Genomic DNA, 25,241 nt, shown 5'->3' with positions numbered 1-25,241 from the left:
ATCTTCATTAATGAACGGCTCATAAAAAAAGCTTTCACGTGAAACTAATTTTTCTTTTCTTCTTTTTCTTTATCTTTCTTTTTAAACAATCCTTTAATGAAATTGCCTGTTCGCTTGACTACGCCCTTGGTTTCATCAACGACATCTTTACCTTTTTCAGCGGCTCCCATCAGTTTTGCCTCTCGCTCTTTGCTGATTCCCGCACATTGTTTGATCCCATCCAGTAGACTCTGCCATAACGTTTTGAAAAAAGTATGTTCTGGAACACGCTTATAATTTACCTTGCCAATATGGTATTTTTCATTGGCATCAGGATTACTGTCATTGATCAGGATGTTGTTGACCACAAAAGATAATACCCCTTTCTTGGTTTTACTCATGCCTGGGTCGATTGCGTTCATCAGGTTTAGTTTTAGATGGTCATAATCAAATCTAAAATCTCCCCAATTTCTATAGTCGTTGGCCTGATAATTAAAACTGATGCTTCTAATATTTCCTGAGGCTATTTCAGCATTTAGCAGAGGAGTCAAGATTTTATTGAAAGCTGGAGCTTGCATTCTACCTAAAGAACCTTTATAGGTATGATAGCCATCTTTACTCAGCATGTCAAAGCCAAACTGGATTTTTAACAGTCCGGCGTTCATGATCCTTGCCTGCAGATCCGCCCGCATAAATTTATTTTTCGCCAACAACGTACTGTCATTGGTAACATTTGTCAATGTTCCTTTGGCATGATTAAAGGTAATTACACCTTCTTTATTGTATTTCGCAGAATGTTCGCCATAAAGTACGTCTACATTATCTACAAATACGGTATCAATCCTAATGAGCTGCTTAACTTTCATTAATTGCTGCTGAGGTGATTTCCCTATCTTGGAGATACTCTTTTTAGGATACCTCTTATCATTATATAAGGAAACGGATCCGTTTTTAATCTGTACATGTTGCGCAATGGTCTGCTGGTTGTCAATCAGTTCCTTGAAGTCTAATTTTTCGAAACGAAGGGTGTCAAACTTCATGACCGCCATGGTTATGTTTTCATTTCTGGTCTTAAAATATGCTGCCTTGCTCATTTTTGGAGCATACTCAACTTTGGTCAACAATACATTTTGATCCTGAGTATTCATGATCAAATGGTCAAATTTGGCCTTGTATATACCATTGGAGAGTTCATATTCAAACTTTGGCACTTCAACCTCGACCATCTTGGTGTAAAAAAGGCGGGTCGTATCATGTATAGAAGCCTGATCTACCAAAATATCATGCACCTTGATGCCTATGCTATCCAAGACGATATCGCTGGATTTGCCTTCTTCAATTTTCGAGAACTTAAATTTTACATTATCAATGTTTATATCCCGAACATTTATTGAACTAAAAACATCTTTGATATTATCATATAGCGTTTTGGGCTGTTTAGGCTGAATGGTGTCATTATAGGCATGACGTTCGGAAATCATATGGATATCAGGGGAATCAAAATTGATTTCCTTGATATACAGCTTCCTATTCTTGATTACATCCCAGATATTGAATCTGCGGACCTTTAAGGCTGAAAGTTTGATATGATAGCGACTATTAGGCGCCTCTTTAGTGAGCACCATTTTCCGATAGATAGCAGAATCAGGAATCAATTCTGCATTTTTTAAGGTGACATTTCCGAGAGCCACATTGAGGTCCAAATCATCATATTTCAATGAATAAAGACCATTTGTAGCTTTTGAAACTGTTTCCTTGAGTTTTTCTTCTACAATAGGTTTCCAATTTCGGCTATAATACCAGCCAATTCCCAAAATAGCCAAAATTAAGACGGCTATAATCCCAATAATCCATTTCCAAATAGGTTTCATAAAATTCAAAAAAACGGTTTATCCCCAGCTTGTGTTATTTCCTAACAACAATATAGCCAATATGTTTATTTACTGGAGAAAATATTTAAATAGAATTAAATCAACTAACTGAAAAAGAACAAAATAACTACAAATCTTCGGGAAAATTTTGAAGGAATTAATTTCTATTGTTTTCGTTATTGTAGATACTCAGATAGCTATCGTAGCGTGAGGGTTCAATTTCACCATTTTCCAATGCGTCCAAAACAGCACATCCCGGCTCATTGATATGTCTACAATTATGGAATTTACATTGATTAAGGAGGTTTCGCATTTCAGGAAAATAATGGGAAAGTTCTTGGGGCTCGATATCCACGATTCCCAATTCTCGAATCCCCGGAGTATCGATAAGCTTCCCACCGAATGGAAGATCGATCATCTCTGCGAAGGTAGTTGTATGCTTTCCTTTATCTGACCAGTCGGAAATATTACCGGTTTTAAGATCGGCTCCTGGAATAATGGCATTGATCAAAGTAGATTTTCCAACGCCTGAGTGACCAGAAATGAGGGTAATCTTGTCTTTTAAAACTTCATTCAATTCTTCTATATTTTCCTTTTCCAATGCGGATACGGTATAACATGGGTAACCCAAGTTTTCATAAATGGCCATGTATTCCGCCAAGATCTCAAGGCCCTCTTCAGAAAAAAGGTCCAGTTTGTTGAATACAAGTGCCGCTGGAATGCCATAAGCTTCAGCTGTTACCAGAAATCTATCGATGAAGCCAGTAGATGTAGGTGGCGAGGCCAAAGTAACCACCAAGAGTGCTAGATCTAGATTTGCACCAATAATTTGAGTTTGTTTGGAAAGGTTTACTGATCTTCGAATGATATAGTTTTTCCTCGGTTCAAGTTTAGTGATAACTGCGCTTTGTTGGCCATGCTCAATTTCAAACTCCACCCTATCCCCCACAGCAATGGGGTTAGTTGTTTTAATACCTTGGGTTCTGAATATTCCTTTTATCCGACATTCATATCTTTTTCCATCATCATCCAAAACTTGGTACCAACTACCGGTAGATTTTGTTACAAGTCCGCGCATATCAATTTTCCATGTTATTTAAAAATACAAGCAATTCCCGCAAAAATGGAAAAAAATAATTAATCTTTGCGTCTATTTGAATTTGTTAACTTTGTTATAAAGGTAAAAAAACGAAGAATTTGAAAAAGTTATTTCTTTTAGACGGGATGGCATTAATTTACCGTGCATACTTCGCACTAAGTAAAACACCTCGCATTACATCATACGGACTAAACACAGGGGCAATTATGGGTTTCACCAATACTTTGCTCGATGTTTTAAATAATCAGAAACCTAGTCATATTGCTGTTGTATTCGATACTGCAGCACCAACCAATAGACATTTAGAGTTTGAGGCATACAAGGCTCAACGGGAAAAAATGCCCGAGGATCTTGCCGCTTCCATTCCTTATATTTATCGGTTGATCGAAGGGTTCAATATCCCAATCATTACCATGGATGGTTATGAGGCCGACGACATCATTGGGACTTTAGCGAAAAAGGGTGAAAAGAAGGATTTTAAGGTCTATTGCATGACTCCTGACAAGGATTTTGGCCAATTGGTATCGGACAATATTTTCATCTATAAACCTGCCCGTATGGGTAATGGCGCTGAAACTTTAGGTGTTCCTGAAATTTTGGAGAAATGGGAAATAAACAATGTCCATGAAGTCATCGATATTTTAGGGTTATGGGGTGATGCTGTTGACAACATTCCAGGGATTCCGGGGATTGGAGAGAAAACCGCTAAAAAATTAATCCAAGAATTTGGATCTATCGAAAGCCTGATCCAAAACACAGATAAACTGAAAGGCAAACTGAAAGAAAATGTAGAAAACTTTTCGGAACAGGGATTGATTTCTAAAAAGCTTGCTACCATTTTACTGGATGTTCCTGTAGAATTGGACGAAAAAGCATTGGAATTAGAGAAACCTAATAAAGATGTGTTAGAGCCTTTGTTTGTTGAATTGGAGTTCCGGACTTTAGGAAAAAGAGTTTTTGGAGAGGATTTCAGCATGGTTGAAAATTCGGCACCAAAAGCTGGACAAATGGATCTTTTTGCAGTCCATAATGATGCAAACTTAGAAGGATCAAAGAGCAATCAATCTGCGGAAGTTGTCGAAAACCCAGTTTTTACAAACATTCAAAATACTGCACACCAATATATACTTGTTGACAGCGAAGAAAAACAAAAAGAACTTGCACTGCAATTAGCCAAAGAGGAATCCTTCTGTTTTGATACGGAAACAACCGGTTTGGATGCTCTACAAGCGGAATTGGTTGGAATTTCATTTAGTACCAAGGCTTTTGAAGGTTATTATATACCAGTTAGTGCCGATCAAGATGAAGCGCAAAAAACAGTGAATATTTTCAAAGAGATATTTGAAAATGAAGGCATTAAGAAAATTGGTCAAAATCTAAAATATGACATCCTTCTTCTATCCAGATATGATATTGATGTTAAAGGTGAGTTTTTTGACACTATGCTTGCCCATTACCTCATTGATCCTGACACTCGCCATAACATGGATTACCTTTCAGAGACTTATTTAAACTATACTCCAGTTTCTATTACCGATTTAATCGGGGGTAAAGGGAAAAATCAGGGAAATATGCGGGATGTTGATGTCGAGCTGGTGAAAGAGTATGCTTCTGAAGATGCTGACATTACCTTACAATTAAAAAACAAGCTTGCTCCTCTTCTTGAGGAAACTTCAACTATAGAGTTAGCTCAAAAGGTTGAATTTCCATTATTAAAAGTGTTGGCAGATGTGGAAAGAAATGGAGTAAAAGTGGATGTAGATACCTTGAAGCAGTTTTCAAAAGAAATAGAAAAAGATGTAAAGGTATTGGAGCAACAGATTTATGAAAAAGCAGGTGTTACCTTTAATATCGCCTCTCCAAAACAACTTGGAGAAGTTCTATTTGACAAACTTCAACTAGATCCGAAAGCTAAAAAAACAAAAACAGGTCAATACAAAACCGGTGAAGACGTTCTTCTGGCTTTAGCAAACAAATCTGACATCGTACAGGATATTTTAGATTTTAGACAGCTTCAGAAGTTGAAATCCACTTATGTTGATGCCCTTCCAAATCTGATCAATCCCAATACAGGATTAATACATACTTCCTACAATCAGGCTGTGGCTGCAACTGGAAGATTGAGTTCTACAAATCCAAACTTACAGAATATCCCAATCCGTACGGAAAGAGGAAGGGAAGTGAGAAAGGCCTTTATCAGCCGAAATGAAGACTGGACATTGCTTTCTGCCGATTATTCTCAGATTGAGCTAAGGATTATGGCCGAATTAAGTCAAGATGTTAATATGTTGGATGCCTTTAAACAAGGATTAGACATTCACAAGGCAACTGCTGCTCGCGTTTATTCGGTGTCATTGGAGGAAGTTAATTCTGATATGAGGAGAAATGCTAAGGCTGTAAACTTTGGGATTATTTATGGACAATCTGCATTTGGTCTGTCACAAAATTTGGGAATCAGTCGCAAAGAAGCTGCAGAAATCATTGACCAGTACTTCACTCAATATACAGGTATTCGAAAATATATGAGCGAAGTAATTGAATTTGCAAAGGAAAATGGATATGTGGAAACTATATTGAAAAGAAGGCGTTATCTAAGGGATATCAATTCTGCAAATATGACCGTTAGAGGATTCGCAGAGCGAAATGCCATCAATGCTCCAATACAGGGTTCTGCAGCAGATTTGATTAAAATAGCCATGATAAATATTCAAAAAGATATTGCAGAAAGAGGATTGGAAGGCAAGATGATCATGCAGGTACATGATGAGCTTGTATTCGATGTTCCCAATCATGAAATCAATGAATTTAAATCCATCATCGAAAATAGGATGAAAAACGCTATTGAGATGCAAGTTCCAATTGAAATAGAGATTGGTGAAGGAAGAAATTGGTTAGAAGCACATTAAACAAAATGAAGATACTGAGTAGTATTTTATTCTTTATTGTAATTTTCTTGGACAGCTTCGCTCAGGACCGAAGCCCTATTTTTTTTGAAAAATCTGGAGAAAACCTCGTCCGTTTTTATTTTGATAACAATTATTATTTAGTTGATAGAGACTGTGAATTTAAGAGCATTGAGCGTGTAGCGAGTTTTGATCCTGCAAGCAGTAAATATATCGGTTCATTTACCGATTTTGATTTAGAAGGCAGGCCGATACTTGAAGGTTCTTATGTCGATGGGAAAAAATCTGGCTATTTCAAGTCCTATCACCCCAATCGATCTATTAAATGGGAAGCCACATTTGTGAATGATAGACCTCAAGGCAATTGGAACTACTATTATCCGGATGGAGCATTAATGATGGTTGTAGAATTTTCTCCTGACTATGTGAAAATCATGGAGTTCAATGATACCCGGGGTCGGAAGGTTGTAGAAGGAGGAAATGGCAGGTTTGATTTCAATGTTCCTTTCCAAGGTTATAATCCCTATGGCTATCCATTTGTAAAACATAAAGGAAAATTAAAAGACGGTGTGCCAGATGGAATTTGGCAAATTTATTATACAGCGGACAAATTAGCTGATTTAGTTGCTGAGGAAGTATACTATAGAGGGGTTTTCAAATCCGGGTATGATATAATCAATGAAACTGAGTATTCATCTCCTATTTTCAGCGTTCTACCGGTTGAAAATTTCTTTAGGGCAGAAAAATTCATTTCCAAGGGCTGTAATTACGATGAAATCGCGGGTTATAACAGCTATTTAACTGATTATCTCACCCAACCTTTTCATTCTTTTGAATTGAGAGCACCTATTGAGGATAATTTCGAATATAAAGTTCAGGTAAGCAAGGATGGAAACCCATCAAAATTAGAGATCATAGATGATGTTCCTGAGGAGATAAGCAGACCATTTAAGTTGGTATTAAATTCCGTGGAGCGATATATTCCCTCGTTTGTAAATGGGGAATACATTCAGGATGAGATTACTGTAAAGGGAAAAGTATCATCGGACGAATCTGGAAAGATACAATTCCATAGCTTGAACATTGTTAGAAAGAATGAACAATAGGACATTAATAGAGAATAATTATATTTGCACAAATATTTATTTATGAAATTTCACAAGGAAGGCTATACCAGTTTAGCATTAGTAGTATTATTTATTTTTATAATAAATGCCATTGCGCATTATTATGATGCCGGTAGTGTTGTGAAATGGATCATATATATTGTTTCTGCATTTCTGTTGATTACGATTGTCCAATTTTTTAGGAGTCCAAACAAAACCATAACAATCGATGATGGGATTGTACTATGTCCTGCTGATGGTAAGGTTGTAGTGATTGAAGAAACAGAAGAAACTGAATATTTGAAGGACCGTAGAATTCAAGTATCGATTTTTATGTCTCCTATCAATGTCCACGTCAATCGAAATCCTGTAACTGGAATTGTATCCTTTTTCAAATATCATCCTGGGAAATTCTTGGTAGCATGGCATCCAAAATCCTCTACTGATAATGAAAGAACAACCGTAGTTGTAAAGACCGAATCTGGAGTTGAAGTATTGTTCCGTCAAATAGCTGGGGCAATGGCTAGAAGGATCGTTTGGTATGTGAAAGAAGGCCAAGAGGTGAAACAAGGTGAAGAATTTGGATTTATTAAGTTTGGATCAAGGGTGGATTTGTTTTTGCCATTGGATTCAAAAATCAATGTAAACATTGGGGATAAGGTTACGGGAGGTAAATCAATTATTGCCCGTTTTTAATCTCAAACAATGAGAGATCACCTTTAATTAGGTAAAACATGAATTTTCGCACCCTAATCCTTGTCATTAGTTTTGTTTTTTCCTTGACACTATCAGGAATGAACTACTATTATGAGAGGGACTTACCTACTTTTACCTTTATCCTGATCCTGAGTTTTGTCCTTTCATTCAGCTTATTAAACTATGTTTTTCAAAAATTTGTATACGAAAGAATAAAATCTGTATACAAATTGATCCACAACCTGAAGTTGGGCAAAGAACTGAAAGACGCTTTAGGGGACCATAAATCTGAAGATCCGATTGGAGATGCAGAAAAAGAAGTAAGGGACTGGGCCAAACAAAAAACCATAGAGATTAACCAATTAAAAGCTCAAGAAAAATTTCGAAAAGAATTTCTTTCTAATATTTCCCATGAATTCAAAACCCCATTATTTGCGATTCAGGGATATATTGAGACCCTTCAAGACGGTATGATTGAGGACAATCCAGAAATGGCAGTTAATTTTCTGAATAAAGCCTCTCGAAATTTAGATCGCTTGAGCTATCTGATCCATGATTTGGATGAAATAGCAAAACTGGAATCTGGCGAGATCTCAATTGTAAAGGAAAAATTTGACCTCATTGCACTTATTAAAGAGACCATCGATGATTTGGAATATAAAGCCAAAGAAAATAATATAACCCTTGTTTTTAACCCTAAAGGCAATAATCCAATTAATGTAAAGGCGGATAGAAAGAAAATTCAACAAGTTTTAATCAACTTAATTGATAATTCTATTAAATATGGATCCAAGGGAGGTAAAACAAATATCAAGGTTCACTTATTAATAGACCAGGTACTGATTGAAATTACTGATAATGGTCAAGGCATTGAAGAAAAAAATCTACCAAGAGTATTTGAGCGATTTTTCAGGACGGATAAAAGTAGATCTCGGGATATCGGAGGATCAGGATTAGGACTTGCAATCGTTAAACATATCATAGAAGCGCATCAGCAAAATGTGCATGTTAGAAGTACGGAAGGTATAGGTACTACCTTTTCATTTACCCTTGAGAAAGCTTAATTTAAGCGATTTATCAAAACTTAACATTAACTTAACATTAAGTGCATAATTTTGCGCTACTTAAAATACGAGTTATGTCTTTAAATAGCATTTTTCAATACTTCGTCCCGAAGGACAAGAAATTTTTCCCATTATTTGAACAGGCCGGATCAAACTTAATTGACATGGCTAAGCTTCTAAAAGAAAGCGTTCATACTACAGATCTTCAGCTTAGAAAAGATAACTCCAAATTATTGGAGGATCTTGAGCACAAAGGAGATAATCTTACACATCAAATCCATTTAGAATTAGGCAAGAACTTTATCACTCCATTTGATAGGGAGGATATCCATGCCTTAGCTAGTTCACTAGATGATGTTGCTGATTTTATTCATGGAGCTTCCAATAGAATGGAGCTTTATAAGGTTACAGAACCAAGCGAGGCTATGAAAGAAATTTCAAGCTTAATTCTTGAAGCAACTGAACATGTTGCAAAAGCTTTATTTGAGCTAAAAGATTTAAAAAACATCAGAAATATTACTGATTCATGTGTACGCATCAACAGCGTCGAAAATAAGGCAGACTATATTTTTGACAAAGCAGTTGCCGAGCTGTTTGAGTATGAAAAAGATGCAATCAACCTGATCAAGAATAAAGAAGTTTTATCAGCGATGGAAGATGCAACTGATAAATGTGAGGATGTTGCCAATGTATTAGAAAGTATTCTTGTGAAGAACGCTTAATTTATTAAATAAGAATTCACAACAATATTAAATTATGGGTATAACCACATTATTAATTGTCGTAATCGTTCTGGCTATTGCGTTTGACTACATCAATGGTTTCCATGATGCAGCCAATTCCATTGCGACTATCGTATCGACCAAAGTATTGACACCATTTATGGCAGTACTATGGGCCGCTTTATTTAACTTCGTCGCTTATTTTGTTTTTACTGACCATAAAGTCGCTAATACCATTGCCAAAACGGTCATAGAAGAATACATCACCCTAGAGGTTATCTTTGCTGGCCTTGTAGCCGCAATTGCATGGAACCTTTTTACCTGGTATTATGGAATTCCTTCAAGCTCAAGTCACACTTTGATTGGTGGATTTGCGGGATCAGGAATGGCATATGCTTTATTCTTAGGAGCAAATCCCATGGAAGCTATTAATTTAAGTGCAACCTTAAAGATTGTATCATTTATTGTCTTGGCTCCATTGGTTGGTATGACCATCTCCATTATCATTACTTTAATAATTATCAACATCTGCAAAAAAGCAAGACCAGCTGTAGCCGAGAAATGGTTCAAAATCCTTCAGTTAGTTTCATCAGCAGGATTGAGTTTTGCTCATGGTGGTAACGATGCCCAAAAGGTTATGGGTATTATTGCAACAGCATTGATTGCACAAGGGGTAATTGGAAGTTTTGAAGAAATGCCTGAATGGGTGCCATTGGCTTGTTATTTTGCAATTGCAGCAGGAACGATGAGTGGAGGATGGAAAATCGTAAAAACAATGGGTACTAAAATCACAAAGGTTACTCCATTAGAAGGAGTAAGTGCAGAAACAGCGGGTGCTATCACCTTGGGGATTACAGAGCATTTTGGTATTCCGGTATCAACGACACACACGATCACTGGTTCAATTATCGGTGTTGGAATAGTAAAAAGAGTTTCCGCCGTTCGATGGGGAGTTACCATAAGTTTATTATGGGCTTGGATTTTAACTATACCTGTAAGTGCATTGTTAGGCGGGTTAACCCTAGCAATAATTCATTATATTTTGTAGTAAATATCATACAGGCATCTGTTATTATCCTCGAATTTATTGACAATTAATAAAGTTTTGATAAAAAATTTGTGTTATTTAATGTTAATAAGTATTTTTACGCGGCAAAAGGACCTGTAGGTAACATAAAAAAAGGGCTTTTTACAAATTAACATTTTTTGGCATTGTTATTGTTAAGTTATGTTAAATTGATTTTTACAACTAGAAACAATTAAAAATTTTAATAACCTTAAAAAAAAGAGTATGAACTATTCTACAATTAAAAAAACAGCTGTTGCAGCTTCTTTAGTAGCCGCTTTAGGTTTCGCAGAAACTGCTCAAGCACAAACCCCAACTGTATTTGGTGGTAGATCACAATACAGAACTTGGTCAATTGGTGTTCAAGGTGGTATCACTACTCCTAACACTATTTTAGGTGGCCAAAACGGTTTCGGACAACGCGTTGGATATTTCCAAAACAAAGTTGGTGAATACTATGGTTTAACTATCCGTAAACAATTCTCTCACTTATTCGGTTTAGAATTAGAAGGAAACCGTGGTCGTATCAAAACTTTCAACCATGACTTAGTAACTGCTCCAGAAACTGCAAACGGTGCAAGATCTGCTGAGACTTCAGTTAACTGGGCAGCTAGCTTAAATGGTGTATTCCAATTAGGTACTATCGACTTCATGAGAAGAGAAAATGCTGTTAACTTCTACGCTAAAGTTGGTTTAGGTGTTATGGCTCACAACCCAGTTCAATTTGCTAACAACGATTTCACAGGTACTGAAGTTTACAACAACGAAGGTAAATGGGGTCAAGAAATCTTTGGTGACCGTGAGGCTACTGGAGACCGTGACAACCGTTTAACTGGATTTATCCCAGTTGGTGTTGGTGTTAAATTTAAATTATCTGAAGTTGTTGCCTTGAACTTAGGTTACACAATGAACTTCACTGATGATAACTTATTATACGGACCAGTTCGTTACGACGGAAAACAAAAATTCTCTAACGTATATGGTGGTTTAGAGTTCACTTTAGGTTCTCGTGATAAAGAAAGCTTAACATTCACTAACCCAGTTGCTACATTATATGATGAGTTGAAAGACCCTTCATTACGTAACGAAGTTGAAGCATTGAAACAACGCGTATCTACTTTAGAAGGCACTGTTGATCAATTAAGCAAAGACTCTGATGGTGACGGTGTATCTGATAAATTTGACAAATGTCCAGGAACTCCTGCAGGTACAGTAGTTGACGGATCAGGATGTCCAATCAAATTCCCTGAGCCTCAGCAATTAACTGACGGAACTACTTCAGGATACTTCGCTCCAATTCAATTCGAATTTGATAGCTCAGTATTGAAAACTGAATCTTACTCTACTTTAGATAAATTAGCTAAAGAATTGAAAGATAGCAATGGTTCTGTTTCATTAGATGGTTATGCATCTGCTGAAGGTACAGAAGCTTACAACATGAACTTATCAAAAGACCGTGCTAATGCAGTAAAACAATACTTAGTTAACGCTGGAGTATCTGCATCAAGCATCAACGCTACAGGATACGGTGAAGCTAACCCAGTTGCTTCAAACGATACTGAAGAAGGTCGTGTTCAAAACCGTCGTGTTGAGATCAAAAAATAATTGTTAGAAATAACAATTTGAAATAATAAAAGCCAGCTGAAACAGCTGGCTTTTTTGTTGTTTTACAGAAGTAATTACATTGTAATTACTTTATTAACTTTACTTTTGCAGACTAGCCCAGTCTAAAATGTGAATATGTTGAAAACAATTACATATTCAGATGTTCAAAAAATAGTATTTTCATTTAGGAATTGGAGAGTACGAATAAAATTTAAAGAGGAGAATAATGGAAGAAGATTTTGAATTTGGAACCCCGGAAGAACAAAAATTTTCGGTGGATCGTTATGAGGAAATGCTTCGAAATGAAGACCAGTACTTTTTTGACGCAAAAGCTTTTGAAAGCATTATTGACTATTACATTACTAACAATGATCCAATAAAGGCTTTACAAGTAATAGAATTTGCATCTGCCCAACACCCATTCGAAACCTTGTTCTTAATTAAAAAAGCTCAGCTATTGGCATCAACTTTACAGTATGAGCCTGCATTGGAGGCTTTAAACAAGGCTGAATTATTAGAACCTTCGGAAGGTGATATCTATCTAATCAAGGGTACAATCCTATCTGCCCTACAGGAACATGCTCTAGCAGAAGAAAACTTTTTTAAGGCATTAAAATTAAGTGATGCTAAAGATGAGGTATATTACCAGATTGCTGGTTTATATCAGATGCAGGGCTCTTACGAAAAGGCCATATCATATCTGAAGAAATCCCTTCAAGCAAATAAAGATAATCAAGATGCACTTTACGAAATAGCATTTTGCTATGATGTATTGGAACAACAGCAAGAAAGTATACAATTCTACAACCAATACATCGATACAGACCCATATTCATATGCTGCATGGTATAATTTAGGAAATGCTTACCATAAATTGGGTGATTTTGGAGCTGCAATTGACGCTTATGACTATGCTATCTTGATCAATGAGAATTTCTCATCTGCTTATTTCAATAAAGGGAATGCCCTGGTAAACTTAGATCGCTATTCAGAAGCAATTGAAGTCTATAAACAAACATTCGAGCATGAAACTCCTAATGCAGATACTTATTGTGCCATTGGGGAATGCTATGAAAAGTTGGAATTGATGGATGAAGCTAGGCAGTACTATAAAAAAGCTGTAAAGCTTGATAGCAATCAAAGTGATGCTTGGTTTGGCATTGGAGTAACTTTAGATTTTGAAGAAAGATATTTTGAATCCCTTCATTTTTATAAAAAAGCTCTAGAAATCGACGATGAAAATCCAGATTATTGGTTTGCGATTGCGGATGCCCGATATAAATTGAAACAATTTGATCAGTCTATTGAAGCTTATTCAAAAGTTGTTGAATTAAACCCAACCGATGCTGAGGCATGGTTGGACTATTCATCGCTTTTATTTGAGCAAACAAGACTTGAAGAGGCTATTGAAGTAATTTCAGAAGCCATCAAATGTAACCCTGATGAAGCTACACTTTATTACCGCATGGTTGCCTATATGTTTGCAGCAGGGAAATATACAGAGGCTTTGAGTTTCTTGGAACTTGCCTTAAATGTAGACCCAGAGAAGCATTATATATTATTTGAGTACTTGCCTCAATTACAGGGAAATCAAGTTATTGTAGACATAATTAAAAAATATACAGAAGGAAGATGAAACAATTAGGATTAATTGGCTATCCCCTTGGCCATTCATTTTCCAAAAAATATTATTTAGAAAAATTTAGAAACGAGGGTATAAAGAATATTGATTATGATTTATACCCTCTTTCAACAATCGAAGAATTTCCGAGCCTTTATCTTAATAACCCTGAATTTTACGGAGTCAATGTAACTATTCCTTATAAACAGGATGTGATGCAATATTTAACGGAACTTTCAGAAGAAGCTAAGGAAATCGCCGCTGTGAATTGTATACAAATCCGACATGAACCAGATGGTGTTAAATTGAAAGGATTCAATACAGATGCATATGGATTTGAAAAGTCATTGGAGCCATTATTGAAACCCAACCATAGCAAAGCATTAATATTTGGAAATGGAGGAGCAACAAAGGCGGTTGCATACTCCTTAAAAAAGCTTGGCATAGACTTTAAGATCGTTAGTCGGACTAAGACAGGAGATAACCTTTCCTATGAAGACCTAACGGAAGAATTAATCCAAAACACGCCATTATTAATAAATTGTACACCATTAGGAACATTCCCAAAAACCGAGGAGTGTCCAGCCTTGCCATACCATGCAATCAGCAGTGAACATTTATTATATGACCTTATTTACAACCCTGAAGAAACCTTATTCCTAAAAAAAGGAAAAGAAAGAGGGGCAGCTATTAAAAATGGTTATGAAATGTTGGTTCTGCAAGCAGAAAAAAACTGGGAAATCTGGAATCAATAGGAAAAACCCAATTGCTTAGAAATATTTCCTATTTTTGGACATGCTACATATCAAGACATTTGTATTCAATCCATACCAGGAAAACACCTATCTAATCTATGATGAAAACAAAAACTGCATCATTATAGATCCTGGAATGCACAATTATCAAGAAGAAAACCATCTGAAAGAATATATTGAAAACAATGGTCTAAAACCAATCCATCTTATCAATACCCACGGTCATATCGACCATGTGTTGGGCAACAAATTTGTTTCTGAGACCTATGATCTAATTCCACAGTTCCATGAGGGTGAATTACCCTTAGTGATACAGGTACAAAACTATGCTCCTCAAATGGGTATCCGATATGAGCCATCGCCCATTCCTGAAACCTTCTTAACGGAAGAAGATTCCATAAAGATAGGCGATGAAGAATTATCCCTGATCTTAGCGCCTGGTCATTCACCTGCCCATCTTTGTTTATACAGTAAAGAACATAACTTCTTGATAGGCGGCGATGTTCTGTTCAAGAGCAGTATCGGTCGCACAGATCTTCCAGGTGGCAACCATCAGCAATTGTTGAACAGTATTGCTACCAAAATATACACACTCCCTGAAGAAACAGTAGTATATCCTGGTCATGGACCGACAACCACTGTTGGAGAAGAAAAAAAGACTAATCCATTTATCAGAGCCTAGAACAATGAAGCTCCCAATATTCTTTGCGAAACGATATCTTTTTTCAAAAAAGTCAGTAAATGCGATCAATATCATTTCATCGATCAGTATGATCGGGGTATTGGTGAGCACAGCTGCTTTGGTGATAGTTTTATCCTTTTACAATGGATTGGAACGCTTTATTCTTTCACAGTACAGCACTTTTTCGCCAGAATATAGGATTGAACCATCCTCAGGCAAGGTGTTTTCCACCAATAGCGAAGCCTTTAAAAATCTTCGCGCATTACCAGAAATCACTTCATATAGCGAGGTATTAGAAGACAAGGTCCTTGCTGAATTCAACCAACAGCAATTTATTGGGCGATTAAAGGGCATTGAACCCAATAGCCTACATCAAATCGCCAATGAAGACATGTTATTGGAAGGCAGGTTAGAAGTCAAGGAAGACAGCACGAATTACGCTATTCTTGGCACCACGGTCCAGGCAAACTTACAAGTTCCGCTGCAAGGAGACGAAAATCAGATATTCCTCAATATTCCTGACAAAAAAGCATCTCCAAACAATATCAACCCATTGGAAGATATCAGGACACGTGTAATAAAGCCAAATGCCATTCTCGGCTATCAACCCGGCTTCGAAGATTTAATCATTGTACCCATAGATTTTGCAAAAGATTTACTCAATGAGCATGAAGGCATCTCAGCGATTGAACTCTATGGGAAAAACGACAATTCTACAAGCTTACAAAAGGAAATTCAAGCTTTATTAGGCAAGGATTTTCAGGTAAAGAACAGGGAACAGCAGAACCCTACCCTTTACAAAACCGTACGATCAGAAAAATGGATCGTTTTCTTTATCGTGACGATCATCGGAATCATTGCTATATTTAATATTATTGGTTCCCTGACCATGTTGGTGATCGACAAGAAACAGGATATGGTGGTATTGAATAGTTTAGGGGCGAGCAATAACCTCATCCAAAACATCTTTTATTACCAAGGCATCCTCATTGCATTGATCGGAAGTGTCACGGGCGCTTTCTTAGGATTGGTTTTCTGTTTATTGCAAGATCATTTCGGATTTGTCACAACCAGCGAAGGCTCATTGTTCGACGCCTACCCTGTAGACATTCGTTATATGGATTTAGTGCTGATCTTTATTACGGTAATGGCTGTTTCCACTTTGGTTTCTTATATGGCCTCCAGGTTAAACATCAGAGGCATCAATAAGCGCGGAGCGCTAGAGGCCAATTAATACTTCAGTCGCTGTCTACTAAAATCTCCACGCTTGATCTGGTTGATCAATGAACCCCAAGCAAAAGGATTCAACAGTGGGTTTGCCATATTTTGGTTGATGGCTTTATTCGACATATTGATATGTCGCTGAAAGTTATTAAACGTCTGGATTTCTTCAGCACTTCTAGGAACAATCTTAGAAAGAGATGCCAAAGCTTGAGGAGATAGATTCCTTTTTGCAGTCATTACATCATCACTACCAATATTCAAGGCCAAGAATTCCATATTGAACTCTTCAATACTTGCCCATGGCAGTGGAGGACCAACAGTAACCATCGGTAATTCCTCTACGGTGGGTGTCAATTCGATCTTGACGGTATATTTATCTCCATCGACATTAGGAATGGTAATCCTCACGGAGCGGTAACCAATAGAAGAAAAGACAATCTCGTCACCGGTATGTCCGACAAAGGAGAAGTAACCTTCATGGTTGGCTGAATATGTCTCATTCCCATAACTTTCATTTCGAATGGTCACATAAGGAACGGCAATATCCGTCTCCTCCGCTAAAATATACCCAGAGACCTGTACTATTTTATTGTTCTGAGCTTGGAGGCTCAAACCAACTGCCAATAGTACAGCAAGCAAGATATATTTCTGTAGGAATTTCATGTAGCAACAAAACTAGGGAAAATCATACGTAAGACGCTGTTAAATAGTGTTAACAGCATCTAATATTTTTATTACAATTGGTTGGGGTTTATCGCATTGGGATCATCCATATCCGTGATATTGATTGCTTCCACAGCAACAATCTCCGGAACGGCCTTTTTAATCGCTTGTTCTAAACCTGCTTTAAAAGTCATGATACTCATTGAACAATTTGCGCAAGTCCCCAACAATTTAAGCTTCACAACGTTGTCTGGCGTAATTTCTTCAATAGAAACGTTACCCCCATCAGTCTGTAAATAAGGTCTGATGGAATCCAATGCTTGCTCTACTCTTTCAAATAAGGTCATTTTAAATCCTGATAAAATATATTAAACGTAAATATAGTTATTATTTTAATTATTTGTGACATGCCCGATGCTAATTCAACATTCATTTGACTTAACAAAAAACCCTAATATTAGCCTCAAGACCTTCAATCTCAGCAAAATGAGGCACTTTAAGTTAAAGATTGTTAAAACCAGGTTCATCCAAGAATTACCTTATTGAAATCAAGTATTTTCGCGTATCATTAAATAATTGAAAATTAGTATTAATTCACGTATCTTTGTGGGATGTTTTTAAAGAATCATGTATTTAGCCTAATTGTCGGCTTGTTTCTTTTATTGGGCTTGGGTAGTTGTAAGAGTAAATTCGAAAAACTACGCGCAAGCAATAACGTACAAATGAAGTATCAAGAAGCTGTAAAGTACTACGAAAAAGAGAAGTACTCTAAAGCTTTGACCTTATTTCAAGATCTGTTGGCCAAATACCGTGGCACAGCTGATGCTGAAGATCTAAACTATTACACTGCTTTTGCTGCCTATCGTCTTAAAGATTATATCTCAGCAAGATTTCACTTTAAAAACTTTGCAGATAATTATCCAAACAGCCCTAGAGCTGAGGAATGTCGGTTTATGTCTGCATACTGTTATTATTTAGATTCTCCACGATCAAATTTAGATCAAGACAATACACGTAAGGCGATTGACCAACTTCAACTCTTTGTGAACCTGTACCCTGAGTCGGAACGAGCAAAAGAGGCTGGTGATTTGATCCAAAACCTTCGTGACAAATTAGAGAAGAAAGCTTTTGACAATGCCAAATTGTATTTCAATATGGGATTGCCAGATGATTACCGTGCAGCTGTGATCGCATTGGAAAATGTATTAAAAATATATCCAGACACCAAGCACGCAGAAGATATCGAATATCTATTGGTAAAATCACAATATCTTTTTGCCGATAACTCCTACCCTCACCGTCAGGAGGAAAGATTCAATCAGATGATTGATTATTACGACAGCTTTATGGAGCATTATCCTGAGAGCAAGTACAACAATGAGTTGAACGGCCTTCGCGGAAGTGCGGACAGAAAGATTGCCTCTGCCCTGAAGATCATGGCTAATGACGAAAAAATGAGGAAACAACGTGAAGAAGACTTAGGTATTGCAACACCAAATGGTGTTCCAATCGAGACCGAGAATAACAATCAACAATAATCTTTAGTACATCCATTTTTATTTATATATGAATCAGAATAAAAATACCGTTCCAAATTCAACAGTAACTCGCGATTTAAGAGAGTTAGACCAAACTACTGATAACCTTTACGAATCTATCGTTGTTATCAGCAAGCGTGCTAATCAAATCGCTGTAGATATGAAAGAGGAGTTAAACCAAAAATTGTCAGAGTTTGCTAGCAGCAATGATAATTTAGAGGAAGTGTTTGAAAACCGTGAGCAAATTGAAATCTCTAAGCACTACGAAAGATTGCCAAAACCAACTTTAGTAGCTATCGACGAGTTTTTACACGAGAAAGTATATTTCAGAAACCCATCTAAAGAACAAGAGTAAGCTATTTACCATGTCTTTAAGAGACAAACATATTGTAATTGGTATAAGCGGCAGCATCGCCGCTTATAAGATTGCAACATTGGTAAGATTACTGAGAAAAGCAGAAGCCTCCGTTCAGGTTATCATGACCCAGGAAGCTACTCAATTCATTACTCCACTTACTCTTTCTACCCTTTCCAATAACCCCGTTTTCGTCGAGTATTACGACAAAAAAACAGGGGAATGGAATAACCATGTCCATATTGCCGAATCGGCAGACCTCATTTTAATTGCTCCAGCTACAGCAAATACTTTGGCAAAATGTGCCCAAGGTATCTGCGACAATCTTCTTCAAGCAGTCTATCTTTCTGCAAAAAGCAAGGTTTTCTTAGCACCGGCAATGGATTTGGACATGTGGATACACCCATCTGTCAAAAACAACATCCAACTGCTCCAATCATTCGGAAATGTAATCATCCCTCCGGGAAAAGGAGATCTGGCGAGCGGACTGGTAGGTGAAGGTAGACTGGCAGAACCGGAAGAAATCTTCCAGTTTATCCAAGACTATTTCGAATCCGATAAACCGCTTTCTGGAAAGAAAGCCCTGGTTTCAGCAGGACCAACCTATGAAGCTATCGATCCAGTTCGTTTCATTGGCAATCATTCCAGCGGAAAGATGGGTTATGCCATTGCGAAGGAACTCAGCAGCCTTGGCGCTGAAGTGACCCTAGTCAGTGGTCCAACAGCTTTGAGCACGCCAGAGGGCGTAAAAAGGGTCAATATTCAGTCTGCAGCAGAGATGTTTGATGCATGCAGCAAATACTTTGATCAAGCCGACATCACGGTCATGAGCGCAGCCGTTGCGGACTATACCCCTACCGAAGTTGCCGCTCAGAAAATCAAGAAAAAAGCCGAAGACTTCAGCATATCCCTTAAAAAAACAACGGATATCTTAGCTAGCCTTGGAGCAAAAAAGACGGAAAAGCAGACGCTGATTGGATTTGCACTAGAGACCAACAATGAGCTGGAAAATGCAATTGGCAAGCTGAAGAGAAAAAACCTAGATTTTATCGTACTCAATTCCATGCAAGATAAGGGAGCCGGTTTTGCACACGACACCAATAAAATCACGGTCATCAATAAAAAAGAAGAGATCCTTTCATTTGATCTAAAAAGCAAAGACGAAGTTGCAAAGGATATTTGCGCTTTGATCTTAGCCCATCAAAATCTATAAGTTATAGATTTGCTATCCTAACTTCCCTTGGGTAGTAATTATTGATACGATTTCCCAAAACCTTTACCCAGCCTAAAGAAACACCCTCATAATTAATCAAGCACCAGCCTTTTTTCACCCCATTGAATAATTCAATGTCCAACTGTTCCTTTCTTAGGAAATCCTGAGCATCTGATAAAGAGAGCTCCACTGAAGACAGATTTTTATCTCTAAAAACACTCAATGCCAGATCGTGGGATGGAACAAGCTCTTTTCCTATCCACTTTCCTACCATTGTTCCTGCATTTTTGAGGTAAAGGACCTGTTGTAAAGCCTTTATGCTGGCTTCCAAGTCTTTCGGAAAAATGTGGACATTTTCATTGTGCATTAATGTGGAAAACTCCTTGTCATTTTCAATCCATCCAACTAGGCAGTCTTTAGGAACTGGAGATTTCTCCATTTTCATCTTCTTGGTCGAGAATGTAGGCTGGATATGCTTTACTTGCAGGATGCCAATGAAAAATCCTTCTCCCTTAGTTTTATGCGGATAAAAACGATAGCCAGTGGCCTTATGTTTTTCAGATTTGGTCAGTTCTATTCCCCATTCAGGATCAACCGGAACTTCTATGCTAGCAAGGTTATATTCTTCGATCAGCCAATCCAAAATATCTTCATTTTCCTCAGAAGAATAAGAACAGGTAGAATACAGTAAATATCCATTGCTGCTCAAACAAGATACAACTTCAGATAAAATCCTTTGTTGCCTCTCCCTGCAGAGCTTTACATTCGCTTCTGACCATTCATCAATACTATCTTCATCTTTTCGAAACATGCCTGAACCCGAACAAGGGGCATCCACCAGCATTAGATCGAAGAACCCTGGCAACCTTCTGAAAGCTGAAGGATCGTTATTGGTCACCACAACATTTGGGAACCCCCAACGCATCAGGTTTTCCTGTAGGATGACGGATCTACTCTTTATGATTTCATTTGCTACCAATAAGCTATTGGGACTGATCTGATCATTGATCAAGGTAGATTTCCCTCCTGGTGCAGCACATAGATCTAAGGCCTTGATGTCCCTTTCCCGAAGTTTTAGTTCCTTCAAGATATGACTGACAAACATAGATGATGCTTCCTGCACATAATAACAGCCCGCGTGAAATAAGGGGTCCAAGGTAAATTTTGGACGTTCATTCAGATAATACCCATTTTCACACCAGGGGATCCGGTCGGCAAGTTCAAAGTCTAATTCTGTGGGTTTTTTAGGATTTAAGCGTATGGAGGTGAGTTTTTCCCCGCTTTCATGTGCGGCTTTAAAGGCGTCTTCGTCAAAAAATGGATTTATACCTAATCTTTTTATTAAGGAATTCGGGAGAATATTACTCATATTATGCTAATAAATCTATGTAAATTTACAGGAATTATTTTTTTCCTTTAATATTTAGAATGAAAGAATTTAAAAAATATTATATCATACCTGCTACACCTGAGGAACTTTACAGAGCATTGACGACTGAAATAACCATCAGATTATGGACTGGCGACCTTGTAGAAATCGACCCAGTGCCCAATGGAGAATTCTCCATGTGGGATGGAGCCATTCAAGGAAAGTTCCTGGAATTGGAACCGTTCAGCAAAATTGTCCAGGAATGGTATTTCGGAGAGCAGGAAGAACCTTCCATCGTGACCTTGAAACTCCATGAACATAAAAAGGGTACTTCATTAGAAGTAAGGCAAAGCAACATTCCTGACGAGGCCTATGATGATATCGTTGATGGATGGGATGATCCCTATATTTCATCATTGATGGAATTTTATGACGAAGAAGAAGATTAAGACCCTTCAACAAAATAAAAGCCATGTCCTTTGACATGGCTTTTATTTTGTTATTAATTAAGCTTTTATTTCTGTTTTTCTAAGAAAGATACCAGAGATGCAAACTCTTCCAAAGTCAATGAATTTGCCAAACCGGCCGGCATCATAGAATTCGGCATTTCTTTTCTACTTGCCACATTGGTTTTGTTGATGGTATTCACATTCCCGGCAATATCTCTCAGTACAAGCTTGCTTGCAGTCTCCTGGGTCACAAAACCCATGAAATTCTTCTTGTCCTTAGTCGTTACCAAGACAGTGGAGAATCCTTGGGAAATAGATGCATTAGGTCTCAAGATCGATTCGGCAATCTGCTCACGGTTCATGATACCACCGATCTGTCCCATGAATGGTCCCTTCATAGCCTCGCCTTTATTGACACTGTGACAAGCATGGCAACCTTGTTTGTTAAACAAAGCTTTACCTTTCGTAGGATCTCCCTTTACTTTACGTAGTGCTATCATTACCTCTTCGATAGAAGTTTTACCTACCTGTCCTTTTTGGTTCTTGATTTTCTCTAGGTCAACTTTCTTCTCTGTAGGCTGTTTTGCAGCAATTACCTTAGGTTCTACAATATCAAATGCAGCAATCTCCATCCTGAATTTTTCATTTAGGTCAGCAAAATACTGTTTTTTGGAACTACTGCTTTTTGCTCCCTCAGCAACCAGGAATTTTTCGATAACCGGCGATGATGCCCAATCAACGGCTTTATAATATGGACCATGCGAATCCGGACGGGTTCCCCACCACCAAGAAGCATCATAATCCGCTTCTTTTTTATACAACCTGGCAAGGGTAACCAGGATTTTATCCTTTAATTTTTGATCCTTTGTTTTTCCATAGGCAGCGATCAATCCTTCTACGGCTCTTGGATCATGCATATAGCGCAATGCCCATAAGGCCAGATCAGGACTCTCTGTGCTCAAAAATCCTACGGCAGGATTTACGGCATTCAAGCGAACCAATGCTTTTACGGCCAAATGAGGGAGAATAATTGCTGAGTTAGGAACATCATGAGGACCTTCCTTTCCTTTTGCAGGAGCAACGAAAGATGCTGGGACAGCCACTTGTAGCAATGAATTAGCCACTTCTGGACGACCCAATCTACCTAATGAAACAGCAGAAACGGCCTGAACCCTTACTGATGGATCTTTCAACCCTTCAACAAAAGGATCTGTTGGCACTTGGTCCACGGTAGACAGACGGTCTGTCAAGGCACGGTATGCAAATTCCCTAACTGTTGCTTCCTTAGCAAGGTCTAGCAAGGCTGTAACGCCTTTTCCTTTAGCTACCTGTGCATAAGTATAAATACCAGCCACTCGGCTGCTCAATGGCAAATTCTTGTCTTGAGCAGTCTCCAATGCTGCAGTAGCAGCTTCATCAGATGCTCTTGCTACCAATTCTTGGGAAGCATATAACCTAATCGTAGAACTTCCAGACTTCAACAGTTCCTTCAATTCAGCTACAGAAGCATTCTTGATTTCTGGAAAGGCTTTGTAAGTCCAACCTTGAGGTACAACACGAACGATATAACCTTTATCAGGATTACCTGAATAGCCCGCACCATCCCATGCAGATAGGTATAATCTACCTGAACCATCTACATCCACATCCGTAATCTGTGGCAACTTGATGAATTCTTCTTCTTTCTGTTTGAAGCTAGGGCCATCCGGAGTCACATGATGCATATAAAGGAAGTTCCTTCCCCAATCTGCCATCATTGGCACCTTATTATATTTTTCTGGCCAAGTATCCTCATCCATGTATAAGGATCCTGTTCCTGAACCACCACCTAACATGGCCAATGCCGGAATGATCTCCTCCGTAAAGTTTTGGAACAATAAAGGATAACCATATTCACCAGATTGGATCTGATGGGAAAAACGGATATCCCAGCCACCACCATCATTGGTATTATCCCTGGTGAAGATATTCATAAATGGATCGATTGCAACATCATAAATATTGCGCAGACCATGTGTATATAGTTCCATTTCGGTACCATCAGGACGAACCCTCAAAACACCACCGCCCAGATTGGTCAATTTCTTGCCATCTGCACCCGTAGCATTATGGAATCCAAAATCTCCAACTGCGATATAGATCCAGCCATCGATTCCCATTCTAATCCCATTTGTTGCATGGTCCGTACCACGTTCTTGAATATACTTGGCATTACTTAAGCCATTGATCAATACCTTAGGGTCTCCATCTGCAACACCATCTTTATCCTTGTCTTCAAACACAACAAGGTCCATACCTGTAGCAATCCCCGATTTGGAGTCAAATGTCGTGTGCAGGACAAATACTTGATCACCTAGGACAAAGATTCCCCTTGGGTTATCCACGCGGGCGAAATCTGTATGCTTATCCATGCTGCCGTTATTATCCGAATCCACAAATCTACGGATAAAGCCTTTGCCCATATCCTTACCCAGAGATCCGATCATATCCACACCTACATAGACTTCTCCAGTAGGGGCAACTGCTAGGCAGGCAGGCGAAGGTGTAAGATCGGGACCGGTAAATTCGGTCATGATCAGATCGGATGGAGCACCAGACATGGTTTTTAAAGTATCCTGACCCTTTCGGATACCGTACTGATTAGTGAAATTGTTTTTAGTTTGATGTAGTTCTGAGTTCTCATTAAAATTGGGGAACCCCAACATTAATGGAAGGAGAAAAAATAAATTAAATGTTCTTTTCATTCTCGATGATAAATATAGATTGATTGGAATAGCGAATAACCGGTTTGGTTCCCAATCCCGGAAAACAAGATCCCATTAATACGCAGGTTTAAGTAAGATTTTAATAAAGTTAACTGGCACTAGAGCTTAAATAAGCTTTATTCTATTTCACAATTCACATTTGGTTAAAATTATACTAGAATAAAAATGCGAATAATATTTCAAATGAACTAATTCGATTTTAACTATCTGTTATTTGATATTGTTCTGAAAAGGGAGGGATGGAAAGGATGGTTTGGTTTTGAACCAGGATGGAAAGGATGAGAGGATGGGCCAAGAACTGGGAAAGGACCAGGATTTATGGGATAGGAGGATATTCCAGGATCATGATGGACATTATGTCGCCTGAACATGATATTCCCGCTGTCTTTCCAATTTTCACCAAAAACAGAAAGCCCGCTGTCTGTTGACAGCGGGCTCCCGTATAAAATTAGGCACCGACCTACTCTCCCACCTGTTACGGCAATACCATCGGCTC

At 38.0% G+C, this 25,241-nt stretch carries 22 protein-coding genes; 15 read left to right on the top strand and 7 right to left on the bottom strand.

Translation table 11 applies throughout. From position 1 onward, the window contains the following. Positions 1–44 precede the first annotated feature (44 nt). Positions 45–1,850 (bottom strand): hypothetical protein, encoded by a 1,806-nt coding sequence (locus ACWICE_RS11160; protein ID WP_454298406.1) that lies wholly within the window; start codon positions 1,848–1,850, stop codon positions 45–47. A gap of 157 nt (positions 1,851–2,007) precedes the next feature. Beyond that, complete coding sequence (rsgA, locus tag ACWICE_RS11155) at positions 2,008–2,928, bottom strand: ribosome small subunit-dependent GTPase A (protein WP_254530254.1); 921 nt, start codon at positions 2,926–2,928, stop codon at positions 2,008–2,010. 119 nt (positions 2,929–3,047) lie between these two features. Between rsgA and polA the strand changes: the two genes are divergently transcribed. The 11 genes from polA (at position 3,048) to ACWICE_RS11100 (ending at position 16,403) form a co-directional block, all read left to right on the top strand. Next, on the top strand, positions 3,048–5,855 hold the full coding sequence (gene polA / locus ACWICE_RS11150) for a DNA polymerase I (RefSeq protein ID WP_454298405.1): 2,808 nt from the start codon (positions 3,048–3,050) through the stop codon (positions 5,853–5,855). A gap of 5 nt (positions 5,856–5,860) precedes the next feature. Next, positions 5,861–6,958, top strand: coding sequence for a toxin-antitoxin system YwqK family antitoxin (locus tag ACWICE_RS11145; protein WP_454298404.1), 1,098 nt, complete (start codon positions 5,861–5,863; stop codon positions 6,956–6,958). Positions 6,959–7,000: 42 nt separating this feature from the next. Continuing rightward, positions 7,001–7,654: a phosphatidylserine decarboxylase family protein gene (locus ACWICE_RS11140; protein WP_454298403.1), complete on the top strand. Its 654-nt coding sequence runs from the start codon at positions 7,001–7,003 to the stop codon at positions 7,652–7,654. Between the two features lie 248 nt (positions 7,655–7,902). Beyond that, on the top strand, positions 7,903–8,718 hold the full coding sequence (locus ACWICE_RS11135) for a sensor histidine kinase (protein WP_308214550.1): 816 nt from the start codon (positions 7,903–7,905) through the stop codon (positions 8,716–8,718). A gap of 74 nt (positions 8,719–8,792) precedes the next feature. Then, positions 8,793–9,440, top strand: a complete 648-nt coding sequence (locus tag ACWICE_RS11130) for a DUF47 domain-containing protein (RefSeq protein WP_094257457.1) — start codon at positions 8,793–8,795, stop codon at positions 9,438–9,440. Positions 9,441–9,474: 34 nt separating this feature from the next. After that, positions 9,475–10,488 carry an inorganic phosphate transporter gene (locus ACWICE_RS11125; RefSeq protein ID WP_094257458.1) on the top strand — a complete coding sequence of 338 codons (1,014 nt, stop codon included), beginning with the start codon at positions 9,475–9,477 and terminating at the stop codon, positions 10,486–10,488. A 243-nt stretch (positions 10,489–10,731) separates the two neighbouring features. Then, the gene (locus ACWICE_RS11120; RefSeq protein ID WP_185213247.1) at positions 10,732–12,111 is read left to right on the top strand and encodes an OmpA family protein; all 1,380 of its coding nucleotides are present in this window, start codon (positions 10,732–10,734) and stop codon (positions 12,109–12,111) included. A gap of 226 nt (positions 12,112–12,337) precedes the next feature. Further along, on the top strand, positions 12,338–13,747 hold the full coding sequence (locus ACWICE_RS11115; protein ID WP_185218438.1) for a tetratricopeptide repeat protein: 1,410 nt from the start codon (positions 12,338–12,340) through the stop codon (positions 13,745–13,747). Next, complete coding sequence (locus tag ACWICE_RS11110) at positions 13,744–14,487, top strand: shikimate dehydrogenase family protein (RefSeq protein ID WP_313262069.1); 744 nt, start codon at positions 13,744–13,746, stop codon at positions 14,485–14,487. Before ACWICE_RS11115 ends, ACWICE_RS11110 begins: the two co-directional genes overlap by 4 nt. 40 nt (positions 14,488–14,527) lie before the next feature. Then, entirely contained in the window at positions 14,528–15,169 is a 642-nt protein-coding gene (locus tag ACWICE_RS11105; RefSeq protein WP_454298402.1) for an MBL fold metallo-hydrolase, read from the top strand. Between the two features lie 4 nt (positions 15,170–15,173). Then, positions 15,174–16,403 carry an ABC transporter permease gene (locus tag ACWICE_RS11100; RefSeq protein ID WP_454298401.1) on the top strand — a complete coding sequence of 410 codons (1,230 nt, stop codon included), beginning with the start codon at positions 15,174–15,176 and terminating at the stop codon, positions 16,401–16,403. On the opposite strand, the gene ACWICE_RS11095 is transcribed toward ACWICE_RS11100, so the two are convergent. Both ACWICE_RS11095 and ACWICE_RS11090 read right to left on the bottom strand, forming a co-directional pair. Then, positions 16,400–17,056: a carboxypeptidase-like regulatory domain-containing protein gene (locus ACWICE_RS11095; RefSeq protein WP_254530245.1), complete on the bottom strand. Its 657-nt coding sequence runs from the start codon at positions 17,054–17,056 to the stop codon at positions 16,400–16,402. The genes ACWICE_RS11100 and ACWICE_RS11095 overlap by 4 nt on opposite strands. Positions 17,057–17,127: 71 nt before the next feature. Beyond that, complete coding sequence (locus tag ACWICE_RS11090; RefSeq protein WP_093099647.1) at positions 17,128–17,403, bottom strand: NifU family protein; 276 nt, start codon at positions 17,401–17,403, stop codon at positions 17,128–17,130. Between the two features lie 264 nt (positions 17,404–17,667). Here ACWICE_RS11090 and ACWICE_RS11085 point away from each other — a divergent pair, with 264 nt between their 5' ends. Genes ACWICE_RS11085 through coaBC form a run of 3 tightly spaced genes read left to right on the top strand, consistent with a single transcriptional unit; the run spans position 17,668 to position 20,162 of the window. Further along, the gene (locus ACWICE_RS11085) at positions 17,668–18,594 is read left to right on the top strand and encodes an outer membrane protein assembly factor BamD (RefSeq protein WP_185213253.1); all 927 of its coding nucleotides are present in this window, start codon (positions 17,668–17,670) and stop codon (positions 18,592–18,594) included. A 28-nt stretch (positions 18,595–18,622) separates the two neighbouring features. Then, positions 18,623–18,949, top strand: coding sequence for a DNA-directed RNA polymerase subunit omega (locus tag ACWICE_RS11080; protein WP_094257467.1), 327 nt, complete (start codon positions 18,623–18,625; stop codon positions 18,947–18,949). Positions 18,950–18,959: 10 nt separating this feature from the next. Further along, positions 18,960–20,162 (top strand): bifunctional phosphopantothenoylcysteine decarboxylase/phosphopantothenate--cysteine ligase CoaBC, encoded by a 1,203-nt coding sequence (gene coaBC / locus ACWICE_RS11075; RefSeq protein WP_454298400.1) that lies wholly within the window; start codon positions 18,960–18,962, stop codon positions 20,160–20,162. A gap of 1 nt (position 20,163) precedes the next feature. Here coaBC and ACWICE_RS11070 read toward each other — a convergent pair whose 3' ends face one another. Continuing rightward, on the bottom strand, positions 20,164–21,531 hold the full coding sequence (locus tag ACWICE_RS11070; RefSeq protein ID WP_454298399.1) for a methyltransferase RsmF C-terminal domain-like protein: 1,368 nt from the start codon (positions 21,529–21,531) through the stop codon (positions 20,164–20,166). A 59-nt stretch (positions 21,532–21,590) separates the two neighbouring features. On the opposite strand from ACWICE_RS11070, the gene ACWICE_RS11065 reads away from it, so the two are divergent. Continuing rightward, complete coding sequence (locus ACWICE_RS11065; protein ID WP_185213257.1) at positions 21,591–21,980, top strand: SRPBCC domain-containing protein; 390 nt, start codon at positions 21,591–21,593, stop codon at positions 21,978–21,980. 65 nt (positions 21,981–22,045) lie between these two features. On the opposite strand, the gene ACWICE_RS11060 is transcribed toward ACWICE_RS11065, so the two are convergent. Further along, a complete protein-coding gene (locus ACWICE_RS11060; protein WP_454298398.1) occupies positions 22,046–24,724 on the bottom strand; it encodes a DUF7133 domain-containing protein in 2,679 nt (892 codons plus the stop codon). A gap of 224 nt (positions 24,725–24,948) precedes the next feature. Further along, positions 24,949–25,241: hypothetical protein (locus tag ACWICE_RS11055; RefSeq protein ID WP_454298397.1), on the bottom strand; the 293-nt coding region annotated here is incomplete at its 5' end.

The organism is Sphingobacterium sp. NPDC055346 (genome assembly GCF_053645235.1).
The sequence above is the reverse complement of the archived record's forward strand: the minus strand, read 5'-3'. Positions and strand labels throughout refer to the sequence as shown.